Source organism: Sphingobacterium lactis (genome assembly GCF_011046555.1).
GTDB lineage: Bacteria > Bacteroidota > Bacteroidia > Sphingobacteriales > Sphingobacteriaceae > Sphingobacterium > Sphingobacterium lactis.
In genome coordinates this window covers 1,988,543-2,006,650 of the sequence record NZ_CP049246.1, presented here as the reverse complement: position 1 = coordinate 2,006,650, position 18,108 = coordinate 1,988,543, and the positions used below count along the sequence as shown (strand labels likewise).

Sequence of the window (18,108 nt, the reverse complement as noted above, 5' to 3'; positions counted from 1 at the left end):
CGTTTTGAAACAAAAATGACAGTGCCTTCGTTATACGGTTCAAAGTTATTACTATTTTTGTGCCTTCATAAAAATTAACTATTAAAATTCGTCTGTGAGATACTTTTTGTTTTTCTCTTTCTTTTTCCTGATACCGACCATGTCCATTGGGCAGTTGTCTACCATTACAGAGGAAATCAAAAAAAGCCCCCTAATCCTGGAATTAGAGGTTGAAAACGGTGGTATTTTGGCACAAAAGGGTCTGAAAAACAGCACGTATGAAGGGGCGTATTATAACGGTCTGAATTTTAAAGTTGGTTTTAAGCAAAGGGCGAAACGAGATCAATATTACCAGATCTACAATTACCCGACCTACGGCATCGGATTGTATTCCAGCACATTCAATACCGACATCTTAGGCAGTCCTTTTGCTGTTTACGGCTTTGTCCAGACACCGATAGCACCAAAGGAAAATAGCCGATGGAGCTACGACTACCGAATCGGCTTGGGCCTATCGGGGAATTTCAAGCCTTACAATGAAAATGAAAATCCTTTAAACTTGGTCATTGGATCCAAGAACAATGTATTCATTGATCTGGGTATCCGGACGCAGTACCAAATCAATCCCCACTGGAAAGCCGGTGTGGGCTTGGCCTTCCATCATTTTTCCAACGGTGCACTGGCTCTACCAAACAAAGGGGTGAATCTGGTCCCTGTTACCTTGTCTGTTAATTATCAAATAAACCCTGATATCCAAATCAAGCGTGACTCCGTACTGAAGCCTTACAGCAAAAAAATCTTATATCACCTCAATTATGGCGTAGGCTTTAAGCAGTTGCGGGATGATCTTCCGCACCGCTTCTTTAAGACGACGCTTTCCGCTTATGCCAGTAGGCACGTATCTTATAAATGGCGTTTGGGTGGTGGTCTGGATATCTTTTACTCCTCCTCGGGGAATGATAAGGAAGTCGCGGGTGATAAATCCGGAGAGCTGAAATCCAAGATTTCCGGCGGTCCCTCCTTCTATGTTGCCCATATCCTGAATGAACGATTGGTCCTGAACGGCAATGTGGGGTATTACATCCACAATCAACGCTTCAATGGCGAAATAAAGCCGATCTTTCTGCGTGCCGGTGCTCGGTATTATGTCTATAAGAACATCAATGCCGGTGTGTCCATTAAGGCGCACATGGGGAAAGCTGATTTCATTGAATGGACTGTGGGCTATACCTTTAACCGGGATCACGATTAAGGGAATCTGTTATCCTCCTTACAAATTTAACGCAAAACGAAATTTTTATTTAATAATAGGAAATTTATCCGTTTATCTATTTTTAATCATTCTAAATAGACCTAGTTTTGGTTCTGTAATTATTTGAAACCAAGCATGCTATAACCGAAAGATTAAACAATGAACATCAATACCGCTAAAAGATGGTTTAATTGGCATAAATGGACAAGCCTAATTTGCACCGTCTTTCTTTTACTCTTGTGCATAACGGGACTCCCCTTGATTTTCCACCATGAAATTGAGGACATCTTCTCAGAAGTCAGCATGGAAGACCATCATGTAAACCAAAAACTAAGTCAGGACACCTTATTGAAAATTGCGGAACTTTCCAGCCCAGGGCGGCAGGTCAGGTTTGCTTTTTGGGATCAGGAGGAACATCCCGATCAGGTATTATTTGATTTGGCAGAGGACCCCCTTGCTCCATTTGAGGAAAGCAAATACGTACTTCTCCATGAATATACCGGTTCTGTTTTGGGGGAACCCAAAAATGAAGGGTTTATGTATTGGATGTACCGCCTGCATACCGATGTGTTTCTAGGCATCGGCGGTAAATTGTTCATGGGACTTATGGGCATACTATTTCTAATATCCATTATTTCAGGGATTGTCCTGTATGGACCGATTATGCGGAAATATGAATTTGGTATGGTCCGCAAACACCGTGCAAAGCGTCTCAAATGGCTTGACACCCACAACTTACTGGGTATTGTGACGATGACGTGGTTGCTGGTGGTTGGCTTTACCGGGGTCATTAATACCCTATCCGATGTTATTGTGGTGCTTTGGCAACAGGGGCAGCTTGCGGAAATGACAGCAGATTACAAAGATCTTCCCAAGGTCGAATCTACCTATGCTTCAATCGATTTGGCGGTGCAGACTGCTGAAGAAAAACTACCAGAAATGGAAACCCTGCTGATTGCATTTCCGGGCACTGCATTTTCCAGCAATCACCACTACGCGGTATTCATGAAAGGGAGATCTGAACTCACCTCCAGACTTCTCATGCCAGTCCTGATCGATGCGGCAACCGGAGAATTTACGGATGCTCGAAAAATGCCATGGTTTGTAACCGCCCTTTTCATCAGTCAACCCCTTCATTTTGGTGATTATGGCGGGCTACCCCTCAAAATTATTTGGACCATCTTAGACATTGCCTCCATAATAATTCTGATTACCGGGGTTTACCTCTGGTACCTTCGTCGAAAGGCGACCCTTCAATTTAAATCCAAAACCACTACCATCCATGAAAAACAGGCTATTGAATAAGGTCTGGAAAATACCGACAGTTGTTGCTTTGCTCACACTTGTTGGATTGACCTGCGCTTTAGTTGGGGAAGAGCTGTACTGGGACATCGGCAGCTGGATTTGCCTAGCCATCCCAATCTATATCATGATTACAAAATATTATCACTTAAAAATTTAACAATGAAAGTATTTATACTCCTTTTGATACTCTTTCTGGGTCTACAATCATTTGCACAGACCCCTAAAAATGAACAGGTTGATACGTTAAATACGCAAACCATTGATGAGATCACGATCAATACCTACATCAAGAAAGACACTGAATTCACGAACAAAATGCCCCTGAGAGCCATTGAGAATGCCCAGGTCTATTCTTCAATTGACAAAATTTTCTTCCAAAATCAACAGGTGTTCACACTGGATGTAGGATACAGAAATGTAACCGGTATACAAAAAATGTGGAGCTCAACCCACCGTGCCGGTGATGGTGGTACCATCATGTCCTTACGGGGCTTCCTGATCAACAATCCGCTGAGAAACGGCTTGGTAGCCCCAATTACTTCCAATATCGATGCCATTAACCTAGAGAAACTCGAAGTGCTGAAAGGCCCTTCAGCCACCCTCTATGGGAGCAATGTCTCTTCATATGGAGGTGTCATCAACAGAGTTACTAAGCAACCATTAGATAGCCTTGCAGGTCAAGTTTCCCTGATCTCCGGAAGTAACAATTATTACCGAGCGCAAACTGACATCAATACGCCATTGAGCCGTGATAAGAAACTTCTTTTCCGATTGAATGCTGCATACACGAATGAAGGAACCTTTCAGAAACCAGATGCGAAGAATACCTATCTTGCCCTTGCACCTTCCCTATCCTATCAAGTGTCCGACAAATTTAAGCTGACGGTTGACTATGAAGGAAACTTTAACGAAGGCAATCCCGAGCAGATTTTCTTCTACCTCACTCCTGCCTTGGGCGCATCCAACATGAAGGACCTTTCCAAAAACCTCAATCTGGATTACAAGGAATCCTATTCTGGCAATGGATTGACGACCAAGACAAAGATTCATAATATTTTTGGACAGGGAATCTATCAGATTAACGACCATATTAAATCCAGCACCCATATCAATCACACTTATACACATTCCAACGGTTTCAGTCCTTATTTCTATCTTGCACCGAAAGGCCAATTCACCCAGAACCCAGAGGATAAGGATTTGGGGGTAGCGCGTGCTGACCAATCCATGGAAAACAGCACGGTAAAAATCTTTCAGATTCAACAGAATGTCAATCTGGATTACCGATGGAATGAAGTTCGGAACCGCACTGTAATCGGTTTCGATTATATGCGTACCGAAGAGGCGATCCATTTTATGTTTACACCTTATGACTGGCAACCCTTAAACAGCAAGGATTTCTCTGGCATGAATTCGAATTCCTTAACGGAAACCTACAATAAATTGAAATTGGACCCCAAGAAATTTGACAGTAGCAATCGGTGGAACCAAATTGGACCGAAGGATACCTATAGTGCCTATATCTCCAATGTGATCACTCCCTTGGCCAAGTTGAACATTATGATGGGAATTCGGTATGAAAGCAATACGATTGGTGCAGGAACTGTGGGTCCAAATGATGTCAAGACCTTTACACAGGCGGCTTGGTCACCTAAGTTGGGAGTCGTTTATGAGTTGATAAATGATAAGTTTTCCATTTTTGGCAACTACCAGAACAGCTTTAAGAGCAATGGCTATTACATAGCCGACAATAAGGGAACCCCGAAGCTATCTGATCCGGAAACTGCGAACCAATTAGAGGGTGGAATTAAGGCCATTCTTTTTGACGACAGGTTCAGCGCCACCTTAAATTATTACGACATACAAGTACGCAACACCATTTTGCGAACCGGGGAAATGGTCCCGAACACCTCGATTGCCATACAGGACCAATCGGGAAAATTGCAGAGCAAAGGGATGGAATTGGAGATCAGTGCCTATTTGGTGCGGGGATTCTCCATCCTTGGGGGTGTTTCATACAACGATAGCAAGCTGTTGAAAGCAGCGCCCAACATCCAGGGCCGTCGTCCGACGGTTGCGGCAGCACCTTGGCAGGCCAATTTCTACAGCAGTTATCTTTTTCTGGATGGCAAGTTGAGCGGCCTAGGCATTGGTTTGGGAGGCAATTATGCCAGTGACAATAAAATCCTCGATCAATGGAACGCGACTACAAAGACAGAAGAAGTATTTAAACTTCCGGCCTATTTCATCATGAATGCGAATGTATTCTACGATACGAAAAAATACAGGATTGGGGTAAACTTCGATAATTTCACGAATCAGAAATATTGGATTGGTTATACAACGGCCAATGCGCAACGGTTGTTCCATGCGATGGGCAGTTTAACCTATAAGTTCTAAATTATACATATTATCCATAAATGGAGAGTGGTGAGACTCTCCATTTATCACGTTACCGTTTGCTAATCCCTATTTCTAAAAACCATCCCTTTGTTGCATTGTTATTTTAGTAGAGCGAATTCACCCCGCTTGTTCACAATAACAATAAAAGTGCTGATGGAACCCACCTTTGCTGACAAAGTCATATCGTTTAACAGGAATTTACACTATACAGGAAAACTTCCCCAAGGATTCCATGTGCTCAATCCATTTTTCGATAATCCGGAGACTATGCAAGTCATGCAACAATTTTACTCGAAATTCTACAATGATAACCAACAAAGGCGGTTCATAATCGGCATCAATCCGAGCCGGCATGGTGCTGGAGTCACTGGAGTTCCATTTACGGATACCAAACGCCTGGAGTCGGTGTGCGGCATCCCTATGCATTCAGCGCATACCCATGAAATTTCATCTGTCTATTTATATGATGTTATTCAAGCGTACGGTGGTCCAGAAGCATTCTATTCTGACTTCTACATCAATTCCCCATTTCCATTGGCCATTACCCGCGAAGCAAGACCTGGTGTTTTATTGAATGCCAATTACTATGATGATAAGGCTTTATACGATGCCGTCCGACCTTTTATGATCCAGTCCTTACGTCACCATATCGCATTGGGATTGGCGTGCGACGAAGTATTTGTCCTTGGCAAACGAAACGCCACTTTCATCCATGACATCAATAAGGAGGTCAATCTTTTCGAAAAGATTACCGTATTGGAGCATCCCCGTTTTATCCAACAATATAAATCGAAGGAGAAAGAGCTTTATATCGACAAATATCTGAACGCATTTACTGGAAATCATGATTAATAAAACCATCTACACCATTGGCCATTCGACGCACAGCATTGGAGATTTCATCGCCATACTTCAATCGTTTGCCATTGAGATATTGGTTGATATCCGCCGGTTTCCCTCTTCGCGCAAATATCCACAGTTCAATGCAGGGCAGCTTGAGGCCTCACTTGCAGAAGCACAGATCACATATTTGCATATGGAGGCTTTGGGCGGCCGTAGGTCCCCTAAAAAGGATAGCCAGAACACCGCCTGGCGAAATGCAGGTTTTCGGGGGTATGCAGATTATATGGAGAGTGCAGCATTCCGCACCGCAATCCGACAACTCGAACAGGTAGCATCCCAACAGAATGCGGCCATCATGTGTGCGGAGGCGGTATGGTGGCGGTGCCACCGATCGCTCGTTGCGGATTACCTCAAGATGAACGGTTGGAAAGTCTGGAACATCATGGGACTCGACAAAGCCGTAGAGCACCCTTACACCGCAGCGGCCAATCTTGTCCACGGAAAATTAACTTATCAAACACCAAATCTATTCACTGATGAAAACGAAATTTAAAATTGGAGATACCGTTGGGTGGAATTCTGAAGCTGGTCAGGTTTCAGGTACGATTATAAAAATCCATACAGCTGATTTTGACTATAAAGGCTATACACACCATGCATCACCGGAGGACCCACAGTACGAAATCAAAAGCAGTAAAACGGACCACATTGCCGCCCACAAAGGTAAAGCATTGCACTTGATCAGCAAGGACAAGGAATAATAGATTATAGGTGTGCTGATTTGCGAGTTGCCTATCAAGGCAATAACTCTCCCCTTCTCCATTCGCTTGCAACAGCAATAATACATCTCCACCGTACTCCAAGTTCGATGCTTGGCAATAAATACCTACATTTGTCGCGGATAGGTTTCTTGGCGGGAAATAGATCCCAACATGTTAAATAGGTCTTTCATCTCAATTCATCATGAATAGGAAAAAAGTTATTCAACACCATTATTACAAGCTTGTCGCAGCCTCTCTTTTGGTTGCCATTTTAAGTGCTTTCTTAGCATATTCCCTCAAATACATCACCGAACACACGGAACACATTGTTTACACGACAATACGCGATTACAATCCGCTGTATTTTATTATTCTTCCAACGGTCGGTATCACAATTATTTATTTCCTACGGAAATACCTGTTCAAGGGCCGAAAGAATAAGGGAATGGCCGAAATCTATAAAACATTGGACCTTCGCAAAGACCATCTGCCCCTTTTCAAATTGCCTTCGCATTATATCAATGGTTTTCTAACGGTCATCTTTGGCGGGTCGACGGGGATTGAGGTATCGTCTGTCGTAGCAACGGCAACCATAGGAAATGAGGTCTACAAACGAAGCTTTTCGGCACGAATGTATAAAAGAGAACTCATCTGTGCTGCTGCAACTGCTGCTGTAGCCATATTGTTCTCCAGCCCGCTGGCCGGCATGCTGTTCGGTTTGGAAGCTATCAGTAGAAAGTTCAAATGGAGTGTCCTGATAGCCTGTCTGACTGCTGCCGTTGTTTCTGCCATCTTTATATTGGCCATTGGCAAGGAGCCTTTGATACCGCAACACATCCAAGAATGGAAATGGCATGCCACGCCATTCTTTCTCCTTCTCAGTGGGTTATCCGCCCTGTTTGCAGTAGGTTTCACCTTAATTGTAATCCATGTCAAGAATTTCTTCGGCGGTATTTCCAACAACTTTATACGCGTAAATTTAGGAGCCTTATCGGTAGGATTGATTATTTATTTTTTCCCTATCCTTTTCGGCGATAGCTACCATGGCATGAATGAAATATTGAATACCGAATCCGCTTCAGTATACTATCTCCTATTCCTGGTGTTGCTGAAACCACTGGCTTCGGCCCTCACCTTGGGTGCAGGTGGTGACGGTGGTGTATTTGCGCCGAGCATTATCGCAGGCGCATTCCTGGGCTTTGCCTTAGGCATTTTCTGCAAGACCGTTCTCCATATGGATGTCCTGCCTATTAACTTTGCACTGATCGGTGCGGGTTCCGCACTGTCAGCAGCAATCTATGCACCGCTAACCGCAGTAGTGCTGATCTGCAATATAGTTCCGAATGGATTTATTTTACTTGCTCCACTATTGGTCTGCTGTGTATTATCCAAATATTTGGCGAGTAAAATTTTGCCTTACAATGTCTACACCTACGATATGTATCGGGAAAGCCTAGCCAAAGTGAAGCTATATGCTGAAAAATAAATACAATGAAAAAGTCCGCCTGAGCGGACTTTGTATTTTCTTGACAATTGTTGGGTTGAATATCGTTTAGATCTTAAAGAGCTTGAACAATTTCTGGCCAAAGTTCTTATCTACGGTGATATAGGACGGATAGTAAATGTTCTGCCCTGCAATACGGATTGAAGGTTTGATCTTCAACACCATAAAACCCTCAGACTTTTTATTGAAAAGCTCATCGAAAAACCTATCGAATCCATTTTCCTTTGCTTTGTTAAAGATGTTCGCCTTGAAGGTCATCGGTACGATGGTGCTCTCTCCTTGGTTCAGGCTTACATTTTGGTCCACTGTCCCTTCAAATAATGGCGAGTTCTGGATTTCGATCACATACTTAAAGGAGTTGAAAGCAGCTTTCTTATTTTCCGGATTGGAAATCTTCATATTGATTTTTCCTTCCAGTGGCAATTCCTTACTGAATAGCGCTACGGCAATGCCAGCAAGGGAGGAAACATTGTAATTTCCGTCAGCACCTTTATACGCATCTAAGGTCTTTCCGTTAAACTTAACCTGATCCACGGATTCGACATCGTACTCACAATCCGCCAATGCCTTAATCTGTGCTTTTTTATTCACCTGACATCCTGAAAGGAACAATACCGAACAGATTGCCAACATTCCTATTAATTTTTTCATAGCTTATTTATTTCTTCCAAAATTATAAATCAACCCCAGTGTAAATACGGCATTTCCGGGTTTAAGGAATTGATTATCCATCAAACCGATGTTCCAGCCATTGGTATATTGAATCTGAAAACCTTTGTTCAGCTCCAAGCGGGTAAAAAATACAGGTTCGATGTAGAGGTTCTCTTCCAATGGTGCCGGTACGCCGTTCAATTCGAAACGGTCCATCTTAATTCTACTCAAGCGGATGGCAGTACCATAATTCAGCTCGCGAGGTTTACCAAAAAGGTTCAGCTTGTTCTTACGTGTTGAGGAGAAATTCGCTTGGATGAAGATCTTATTGAAGTCGAGGTCACGAGTTTCTACTGGTGTAGTTCCTGTTGTACTCGCACGTTCATCTACATCAGTGGTTGCTCCAACGCCATATCCGGCATAAAATTCCAGGACACTGCGCTTGGCTTTGCCAACGGTTGTAAAATACCCCAAACCTCCTTCATAAAGGTATTGCTTAAAGTCGTTATTCGTTGATCTGTAGTTGATATAGGAACCATTTCCGATAATTGCGAGATGGTCCGTAAAGGCGACACCCAAGTTTGCACTGGCATTCCCTTTCGGGTTTACGTGGGCAGCGATATAACCTTCACCTTTATTATTGAACATCGGGGTTGCCGGAACGTTCGGGAGGTAAACCGAACTACAGCTGCTCAACCAGGCCATACCTGATAGCAAACCGAATACTAGGAAACGAGATCTTACTTTTAACATAGCATACATTAACCGCCCATCTTCCCAAATTATTATGCCAAAGATGGAAATTTTAACAAAAAGTAAGAATTAATTTAACTTAAGCTAGATAACACCATGAATTTCAAGCTGCTGCTGCATTTCCTGTTGCAGGGCAATCGCTTCTTCACGCGCACGTTCTGCAAAGTCCTTACCTTTTGAAGCATAGATAATCCCCCTTGTACTATTTACAAGTAGGCCACAGTCCTTATTCATGCCGTATTTACAGACATCAGCCAGTGAACCGCCCTGTGCACCAACACCCGGCACCAAAAGGAAATGATCGGGTGCATGTTCTCGAATCTTCAGGAAAGCTTCACCTCGCGTAGCCCCGACAACATACATCAGGTTCTCGGAAGTACCCCAGGTATTGACCTTATCAATTACTTCTTCGAATAGCTGTTTGCCATCGGTATTTTGGAAATTCTGGAAATCCAAGCTTCCCTGGTTGGAAGTCAGCGCAAGAACAATTGCCCATTTTCCCTGAAAATCTAGAAATGGCGTCACGGAGTCTTCACCCATATACGGAGCAATGGTAATGGAATCAAAGCCAAGACCCGATGATTGGGGGTTGAAAAAAGCTTGCGCATACATTTTGGATGTATTCCCGATGTCGCCCCGTTTCGCATCAGCAATGCTAAAGCAATCCTTAGGCAAGATTTCCCACGTTTTACGAAGGGATTCCCATCCTTTTACACCATAGCTTTCATAGAAGGCAATGTTAGGCTTATAGGCTACACTTAGATCAGCCGTTGCTTCCACAATGGCTTTATTGAAACTGAAAATTGGATCTTCATCATCCAATAAGTGATCGGGAATTTTGGTGATATCGGTGTCTAAACCAACACATAAAAAGCTTTTCTTGCTTTTTATCTGATCGATAAGCTCTTGCTTTGTCATGCTGTTATTGATTGATTAGGGAAATCAAAAAGTCTTCAAATTCTTTGGTGGAATAATCCGCCATTCCTTTGTGGTCAAAGGCCAATGCCCCTTGTTTGTTCAACACGACCGTTGACGGAATGGCATCACTCATCCAGGCCTGCGGAATAGCACTCTCCGGATAATAAACAGGAAGGTTCAATTTTTCTTTCGCAAGAAAAGCCTTTGCCCCCTCGATGTTATGGTCAACTTCCACCAACAAGAATGCTACCTGTTCATGGTCCTTGTATTTATCGTAGATTGCCTGAATGGATGGCATTTCTGCCCGGCATGGTCCACACCATGTTGCCCAGAAATTTATGAACACCACTTTACCCTTTAAGTCGTGGGTGCTAAATGTTTTGCCCGTTTCATCCGAAAGGGTAACCGATTCGGTCATCACCATCGGTGTAGCAGATGAGGCATTGCTGGTCTGCGGTTGCTCTTTTACCTCGGGTTTAAACAGACCTATCTTCATGAGTCCACGTTGCAGCGCAACACGTGAATCGGGAATCAGGACAACTAATGCCAATGCACCGATAATGACCCAGGAAATAATATTTTTGGTTTTACTTTTTTGCGTTGTCATACCTACGAATCAAACTTTTCCAACTGTTTTACCAAGGTAGCAAAATCTTTCGGGTAATCGGCTTCAAAGGCATATTCCTTGCCATCCAACGTAAATTTTACCGCTTTGGAATGTAGGGCAAAGCGTTTCATGATCGGCAATTCCTCCTGATCCTTGGACAGCGTGTATCCTCTTTTTTTAATCTGCGAAAGGAAAACAGGCTTCCCGCGATACATGGTATCTCCCACAATGGCGGCATGTTGGGTTGCCAAATGGATACGGATCTGGTGCATGCGCCCTGTAATCGGTTTGCATTCCACCAATGTGTAGTGCTTGAAATATTTTATGCTATTGAAGATAGTCTCCGCAGGTTTTCCATTGTACCGGTCGATGGTCACATTCTTGTTTCCCTGGTTCAGGATTGGTAGATCAACATGCAGATCCTCAAAAATATGTGTTCCACCGATTACGGCATGGTATGTTTTGTCCACACGTCTTTTCTCAAATTCAATCGACATCAAGCGGTACGTCTCTGGATTCTTAGCAATCAAAAGGACGCCTGAGGTATCTTTATCCAGTCGGTGGCAGACCTGCGCATCTGGGTGATAGTTCTTGGCTAAGCGCAAGATATTCACCTCCCCCCCATCGCGAGCATCCAAGGATGCTATGAAAGGCGGTTTGTTGATGACAATCAGGTTATCGTCCTCATGGATGATCAACTCTTGAAACTTGGGATATTTGAATAGATTTTTCTCTTGTGGAATCATACCGCAAAAATAAGAAATAACGGCTAAATTTCTATTATTCAGGGTACTTTCCCCAAATGGTTAACATTCAAGTTGATACTCCTATAAAAATGCATACTTTTGCAATAAAAGCATTTATACATGTCAGTAAACAAAGTAATCAAGCGAATTACGACTTCGATTCTTCGCGATATGAAAAGTAAAGGTGAGAAAATCAGCATGTTAACATCGTATGATTTCTCTACCGCCAGGATCTTGGATGATGCTGGTATTGACGTTCTGTTGGTGGGCGATTCTGCTGCCAATGTTATTGCGGGGTATGAAACTACCGTGCCGATGACCTTGGACCACATGATCTACCATGCAGCTTCGGTAGCTCGAGGTGCAAAGCGTGCGATGGTCATTGCTGACCTTCCCTTTGGGGAATATCAGGGTGCCACTGAAGATGCCTATAAGGCTGCTGTACGCATGATGAAGGAGTCCGGAGTGCATGCCATTAAAATGGAGGGTGGTATCGAAATCATCGATAACATCAAAAAGATTGTGCAATCAGGAATACCTGTATGTGGGCACCTGGGATTAACTCCGCAGTCCATCTATAAATTCGGCGACTTTGGCGTGCGCGCAAAAGAGGAAGCTGAAGCAGATCAACTCCGTAAAGATGCCCTAGCACTCCAAGAAGCAGGTTGTTTTGCTGTTGTACTGGAAAAGATACCGGCAAAACTTGCTGAGGAAGTCTCCAAATCTTTGACGATCCCAACCATTGGTATCGGTGCAGGATCCGGAACCGACGGCCAGGTCTTGGTGGTGAACGATATGTTGGGGATCACACAGGAGTTCAAACCAAAATTCCTTCGCCAGTACATCAACCTAAACGAAGAGATCAATAAAGCGGTAAAACAATACATCTCGGATGTCAAGTCCGTGACGTACCCTAACGAATCGGAACAATATTAAGATGAGTAAGATCCTGCTTATTGCAATCCTTCTGGGTGTCTTGATTTATTTTATCTCACGTCGATTGATGATGAGCAATAAATCTACGGCTGTACAGCGCAGCACTAAGCAGGGTTTTGTCTTGATAGAATCTTCAGTCCCAATTCTTCAGCGCATTATCAAGAATACCATTTACACCGTTGCCATTGGTGCCATCTTGTTTGTCATCACCATCGTGCTTGCCATGAAAGTAAAGATCATTCTCTTTGCCCTCCCTATTAGCCTGTATTTGATGAGTCAGTTCTTTCTCTTGAACAACCAATTGAAATATGCCAAGGATCAGCGCATCTGGTTTAATCCCAACACCAATGATGTCCAGGTGGAATGGTTGAGTGGGAACCGCATGGGATTCAACCTGTTGCGGGATGTGCAGCACGTTCGAGCGGTACGATCGGTCCAAAAAAACAGGCAGGTCCTATTCGGTTACTATGAACTGACCGTTCAACAACAACCCATTTACATTCCCTTTATTATAGAGGATAACCAGGTCAATGCTGGCTTCTTCCGTACCTTAAAGGAAAACTACCCAGTTGATCCCAAATCATCGCTCTTCCCTATCATCTAGACAATGGCTAGACCCTCGGCAGGCGGTATCCATTGTGGTAGGCTGCTGCCAATAATTTATTGGCCTCAGGTTCGTTAAAACGTTGTTTCTCCTTTTCCCAATAGATTTTCTTACCTGTTCTGTAGGCGATATTCCCCATTTGGGCGCATTTGGCAATATGGGCACCCACCTCCAGTGGCGCGTTCAATAGCGCGGGATTTTTCGCGCGAATGGCTTCCACAAAATTCTTCATGTGCAGATCCAGACCACTATCCACTTTCTTTTGGTACGGTACGGCTGCCATGCGGTCAAATTCGGGAATGACTTCCCAACCATTACGATCCAATACTAAGGTCCCGTTATTGCCAATAAACGCGATACCATGCTCACGGCCATAAGGTCCTCCACTGATGCTTGTTGCATGTTCCCATTGAATATTGAAGCCTTCGAATTCATATACGGTAGTTAAGGTATCCGGTGTATCACCTGCATCCTCAGGATAGGCAAATTTCCCTCCTGCCGCCATAATTGATTTTGGATCGGACACCTGCATGCCCAATAGCGCATAATCGAGCAGATGCACTCCCCAATCGGTCATTAGACCACCTGCGTAATCCCAGAACCAGCGGAAATCGTAATGGAAGCGATTGGGATTAAAGGGTCTTATTTTTGCTGGCCCTAGCCAGGATTGGTAGTCCACACCCGGGGGAACCTGCGCATCGGGTTTCATAGGCACCCGCTTCTTCCAACCAAGATACGCCCAAGCTTTCACCAAGCGAACTTTTCCGAGTTTACCGGAATGCACAAAATCAATAGCATCGCGAAAGTGCTTTTGCGAACGCTGCCACTGCCCCACTTGAACAATACTGTTGTATTTATTTTTAGCTTCGAGCATGACATTGCACTCCGCAATGGAATTACCGATCGGCTTTTCTACATATACCGCTTTGCCCGCCTTGCAGGCATCCACAAGCATCAGGCAATGCCAGTGATCGGGCGTCCCGATGATTACGGCATCAACCTGGGGGTCATTCACCAATTCCCTATAATCCTTATACACTTTGGGGTTTTGACCCAAGTCTTTTAGGTTTTGTAGACGCTCAGTGATAACCGCGTCATCGATATCACAGATTGCGGTACAAGTTACTTGGGGAAGATGGATAATGGATTTCAGATCTGCCCAACCCATGCCCTTGATACCAATGGCACCGACGCGCAGCGGTTGCTCAGCAGAATGTTTCGCAAATACTGACCCCATGTGCAAGGCAGGAATCAGCATTGCCGATTTGAAAATAAAATCTCTTCGTGAAATGCTCATACGTTTTAGGTTTATGATCAGCGTTGCTCGATCAATTGCAATTTCTATAAAATTTTACAACTATTGGTGGGAATTATGTAACAATTCTGAACCCAATCCTTCCGACATTTGTATTATTATCAAAGATAAAATTCAATGAAGCATCACCATATCTATAAAGTTTCAGGCATGACCTGTAATGGTTGCCGGACCAACGTCGAGAAAAAACTGAACGAGATTCCTGGCGTGGAAGCGCAGGTGAACCTGGAAAAGGAAGAAGCCATGATCCATGCCGAAAGGGAAATCTCCTTAGCGCAGCTGCAGGAAAAGCTGAAGGAGCTTGGTGGGCATTACCATATTGAAGAGGTGAAGGACGAACATGCCACTGAGCAAACTGTCGAGCAGGTTTTCGCTGTGGAGGGCATGACCTGCAATGGGTGCCGGACAAATGTGGAAAAGAAATTGAATGAACTGGAGGGTGTGCACGCGTCGGTCAATCTGGAAAAAGGCGAAGCAACGGTGCATGCTGAAAGGGGAATTGATCTACCTGCCATGCAACAGAAATTGGATGAATTGGGTGGTCACTACACCATTGCAAATAAACATGGAGATTCCCACAGTCATGACCACCATGCCCATCAACATGCCCAAGAACCGGAGATTTCCGAAAGCGGACAATATATCTGCCCGATGTTCTGCGAAGGCAAGGACAAAGTCTATACCGAACCTGGCCGATGCCCTGTTTGCAATATGCACTTACGCCCGGTCGAGAAAGTAGATTTTAATGCACCATCTCACCAGGAACATCAGCAGCATAAACCGGTTGTCAATGCAAATAATGCGGGTAAGTATTATTGTCCGATGATGTGTGAAGGCGATAAGGTTTATGATAAATTTGGGTCCTGCCCGGTTTGCGGCATGAACCTTGAAAAAATCCCTGAGACGACCTTAAAAGTAGAATATACCTGCCCGATGCACCCGGAAATTGTTCAGGACCATCCGGGTGACTGCCCCATCTGTGGAATGGAATTGGTACCGAATCAGGTTACTCAGGAAGACGATCAACATTATCGGGATCTATTGCGGAAGTTATGGATCTCCGTGGCCTGTACTGTTCCGGTATTCATCTTGTCCATGGGCGACATGCTTCCGGGACAGCCGGTCAGCAAGGTCATCCCCTATTCGGTGAATGCCTGGCTTCAGCTCTTATTGACCCTTCCTGTCGTGTTCTATACCTGTTGGATGTTCTTTCAACGCGCATGGACTTCCTTCAAGACTTGGAACTTAAATATGTTCAGCTTAATCGGTCTTGGTGCGGCTGCGGCATTTGTATTCAGTCTGCTGGCTTTCTTCTTCCCGCAGCTATTCCCGGCTGAACTAAAGGGACACCATGGCGAAGTGCATCTGTACTTTGAGTCGGTGGTAGTTATTCTGACCTTGGTTCTTCTTGGTCAGGTCATGGAAGCAAAGGCTCATTCCAAAACGAATTCTGCAATTAAAGAGCTCATCAAGCTGAGCCCGGCTGAAGCCATTTTGGTGGAGAACGGAAAAGATAGAAAAATAGCGATCCATGATGTTAAAGCCGGCAATATCCTGCGTGTTCGCGCCGGAGATAAAGTGCCGGTAGATGGCGTCGTAACGGAAGGTAACTCTTCTATCGATGAATCCATGATCACGGGAGAGCCTATCCCTGTGGAGAAGGATGTGAACGACAAGGTCATCGGCGGAACGATCAACGGGAATCATGAATTATTGATCAAGGCAGAGAAGATCGGTTCGGAGACCTTACTATCGCAGATCATCCAATTGGTCAATACCGCCAGTCGGAGTCAACCTCCGATCCAGAAACTCACCGATAAGATTTCGAAGATCTTTGTCCCTGCGGTGATCGGGATTGCAGTGATCACGTTTGTACTGTGGTACATTTCCGGTGTGCCGAATAGCTTGGCCATGGCGTTTACCAACCTCTTGGCGGTGCTTATTGTTGCCTGTCCGTGTGCATTGGGACTGGCCACGCCAATGTCGGTCATGGTTGGTATTGGCAAGGGTGCAAAGAACGGCATTCTGGTAAAAAACTCGGAGGCTTTGGAGAAGATGGAAAAAGCAGATGTGCTGATCGTGGATAAAACCGGAACCATTACGGCTGGAAAGCCTTCCGTATCGGAAGTAATTTCGGGAAATACACAATTTAAGGAGAATGACATCCTACAGATTGCAGCCTCCGTAAACAAGAACAGTACCCACCCGCTGGCACAGGCCATGTTGGATAAGGCACAGGAACAAAATATAAGCCTTCTTGATGTAACCAAGTTTGAGAACATCTCCGGAAAGGGCGTAAAAGGAAATATCCACCACATGAGCGCCCTATTGGGTACACCAAGGTTGATGAAAGAGCAAAACGTAGCCATCAGCCCTGATGAGCAGGGTCAAATTGAGGAATTGCAGAAAAAAGGGAATTCGGTATCGGTATTGGCCATTGACGGCAAATTTGCGGGATTGGTTGCGGCATTCGACGCCCTGAAGGATAGCAGCATCGAGGTCCTCAAGCGGTTCAAGGACGAAGGTGTCGAGGTGTATATGTTCACCGGAGATAACCAGAACACGGCGGATATTGTGGCGAAAAAAGCCGGGATCGAGCATGCCAAAGGAGGCTTGCTTCCGGAGGACAAATTGAACGGCATCAAGGAATTGCAAGCGCAGGGCAAGAAGGTGATAATGGTTGGTGATGGTATCAATGATGCACCGGCATTAACGCAGGCCGATGTCGGCATTGCCATGGGTACGGGTACCGATGTAGCCATCCAGAGCGCAGAGATTACTTTGATCAAAGGCGATCTTACCGGCGTCCATAAGGCTTACAAGCTGAGCAAGGCCATGATCGGCAACATCAAACAGAACCTTTGGCTTGCCTTTCTGTACAATGTGATTGGTATTCCCATTGCAGCGGGTATACTTTACCCAAGCTTTGGTATCCTGATGTCTCCTATGATTGCGGCAGCCGCCATGAGCTTAAGTTCAGTATCGGTTATCCTCAACTCGATTCGATTGAATACCGTAAAATTGGATTAGCAGGTAACCCCATAAATCTATTACCATATAAAATGGCTGGAAGAAAATTTCCAGCCATTTTTATTTATCGCTAATATTCAGATACTGCAGCTATGGCATCCACCTCGATCAGCATGCCTGGCAGTGCCAATGTAGGCACCGGAATGAGCGTGCTCACGGGTAGATCGTAGCCTTTCCAGAATTCCTTCGCCATGGAGGTCCATATCTCCATTTTTTGTGGGTTATGATCCACGATAAGTACGGTTATCTTGACCACATGAGCCACGGTAGCGGCATGGGCCTTCAATACTATTTGGAGATTTTCCAGGGCAGACTTCACTTGCGAGGCAAAATCCTCTGCCAATAGATGGCCTTCTCCTACGCCTCCACTCTGGCCAGAGATAAATACCAGATTGGCCTGGCTAGGCACCTGCACGCTATGGCAGAATGCAAATGGCGTAGGATCAAAGATTCCTGTAGGGTTGATATGTTTTACTCCTGTTTCTTTCATGATTCGCTATA

17 protein-coding genes are annotated in these 18,108 nt (G+C 44.6%); 10 read left to right on the top strand and 7 right to left on the bottom strand.

The window, feature by feature from the left end; genetic code table 11:
• The first annotated feature begins 94 nt into the window (after positions 1-94).
• The 7 genes from G6N79_RS08680 to G6N79_RS08650 all read left to right on the top strand — a co-directional run bounded on the left by G6N79_RS08680 (position 95) and on the right by G6N79_RS08650 (position 8,029).
• The gene (locus G6N79_RS08680) at positions 95-1,231 is read left to right on the top strand and encodes an acyloxyacyl hydrolase (RefSeq protein WP_234993283.1); all 1,137 of its coding nucleotides are present in this window, start codon (positions 95-97) and stop codon (positions 1,229-1,231) included.
• 159 nt (positions 1,232-1,390) lie between these two features.
• Positions 1,391-2,536 (top strand): PepSY-associated TM helix domain-containing protein, encoded by a 1,146-nt coding sequence (locus G6N79_RS08675; RefSeq protein WP_103907883.1) that lies wholly within the window; start codon positions 1,391-1,393, stop codon positions 2,534-2,536.
• 159 nt (positions 2,537-2,695) lie between these two features.
• The gene (locus tag G6N79_RS17695) at positions 2,696-4,936 is read left to right on the top strand and encodes a TonB-dependent siderophore receptor (RefSeq protein ID WP_103907881.1); all 2,241 of its coding nucleotides are present in this window, start codon (positions 2,696-2,698) and stop codon (positions 4,934-4,936) included.
• 156 nt (positions 4,937-5,092) lie between these two features.
• Positions 5,093-5,791 carry an SMUG2 DNA glycosylase family protein gene (locus G6N79_RS08665; protein ID WP_103907880.1) on the top strand — a complete coding sequence of 233 codons (699 nt, stop codon included), beginning with the start codon at positions 5,093-5,095 and terminating at the stop codon, positions 5,789-5,791.
• Complete coding sequence (locus G6N79_RS08660) at positions 5,784-6,335, top strand: DUF488 domain-containing protein (protein WP_103907879.1); 552 nt, start codon at positions 5,784-5,786, stop codon at positions 6,333-6,335. Before G6N79_RS08665 ends, G6N79_RS08660 begins: the two co-directional genes overlap by 8 nt.
• Entirely contained in the window at positions 6,319-6,543 is a 225-nt protein-coding gene (locus G6N79_RS08655) for a hypervirulence associated TUDOR domain-containing protein (RefSeq protein ID WP_103907878.1), read from the top strand. Before G6N79_RS08660 ends, G6N79_RS08655 begins: the two co-directional genes overlap by 17 nt.
• 202 nt (positions 6,544-6,745) lie before the next feature.
• Complete coding sequence (locus G6N79_RS08650; protein ID WP_103907877.1) at positions 6,746-8,029, top strand: chloride channel protein; 1,284 nt, start codon at positions 6,746-6,748, stop codon at positions 8,027-8,029.
• A gap of 66 nt (positions 8,030-8,095) precedes the next feature.
• Here G6N79_RS08650 and G6N79_RS08645 read toward each other — a convergent pair whose 3' ends face one another.
• The 5 genes from G6N79_RS08645 to G6N79_RS08625 all read right to left on the bottom strand — a co-directional run bounded on the left by G6N79_RS08645 (position 8,096) and on the right by G6N79_RS08625 (position 11,722).
• Positions 8,096-8,698: a hypothetical protein gene (locus tag G6N79_RS08645; RefSeq protein WP_146060681.1), complete on the bottom strand. Its 603-nt coding sequence runs from the start codon at positions 8,696-8,698 to the stop codon at positions 8,096-8,098.
• A 3-nt stretch (positions 8,699-8,701) separates the two neighbouring features.
• Entirely contained in the window at positions 8,702-9,451 is a 750-nt protein-coding gene (locus G6N79_RS08640; RefSeq protein WP_103907919.1) for a hypothetical protein, read from the bottom strand.
• 84 nt (positions 9,452-9,535) lie between these two features.
• Positions 9,536-10,369, bottom strand: coding sequence for an orotidine-5'-phosphate decarboxylase (gene pyrF / locus G6N79_RS08635; RefSeq protein ID WP_103907875.1), 834 nt, complete (start codon positions 10,367-10,369; stop codon positions 9,536-9,538).
• 4 nt (positions 10,370-10,373) lie between these two features.
• Positions 10,374-10,976: a TlpA family protein disulfide reductase gene (locus G6N79_RS08630; protein ID WP_103907874.1), complete on the bottom strand. Its 603-nt coding sequence runs from the start codon at positions 10,974-10,976 to the stop codon at positions 10,374-10,376.
• Between the two features lie 2 nt (positions 10,977-10,978).
• Entirely contained in the window at positions 10,979-11,722 is a 744-nt protein-coding gene (locus G6N79_RS08625) for an RluA family pseudouridine synthase (protein ID WP_103907873.1), read from the bottom strand.
• A gap of 120 nt (positions 11,723-11,842) precedes the next feature.
• On the opposite strand from G6N79_RS08625, the gene panB reads away from it, so the two are divergent.
• A complete protein-coding gene (panB, locus tag G6N79_RS08620) occupies positions 11,843-12,658 on the top strand; it encodes a 3-methyl-2-oxobutanoate hydroxymethyltransferase (RefSeq protein ID WP_103907872.1) in 816 nt (271 codons plus the stop codon).
• Between the two features lies 1 nt (position 12,659).
• Positions 12,660-13,262 carry a hypothetical protein gene (locus G6N79_RS08615; protein ID WP_103907871.1) on the top strand — a complete coding sequence of 201 codons (603 nt, stop codon included), beginning with the start codon at positions 12,660-12,662 and terminating at the stop codon, positions 13,260-13,262.
• Between the two features lie 7 nt (positions 13,263-13,269).
• On the opposite strand, the gene G6N79_RS08610 is transcribed toward G6N79_RS08615, so the two are convergent.
• Positions 13,270-14,559, bottom strand: a complete 1,290-nt coding sequence (locus G6N79_RS08610; RefSeq protein ID WP_103907870.1) for a Gfo/Idh/MocA family protein — start codon at positions 14,557-14,559, stop codon at positions 13,270-13,272.
• Positions 14,560-14,694: 135 nt separating this feature from the next.
• Between G6N79_RS08610 and G6N79_RS08605 the strand changes: the two genes are divergently transcribed.
• Positions 14,695-17,607, top strand: coding sequence for a heavy metal translocating P-type ATPase (locus G6N79_RS08605; protein ID WP_103907869.1), 2,913 nt, complete (start codon positions 14,695-14,697; stop codon positions 17,605-17,607).
• 70 nt (positions 17,608-17,677) lie between these two features.
• Here G6N79_RS08605 and G6N79_RS08600 read toward each other — a convergent pair whose 3' ends face one another.
• Positions 17,678-18,097, bottom strand: a complete 420-nt coding sequence (locus G6N79_RS08600) for a RidA family protein (RefSeq protein WP_103907868.1) — start codon at positions 18,095-18,097, stop codon at positions 17,678-17,680.
• Positions 18,098-18,108 lie beyond the last annotated feature (11 nt).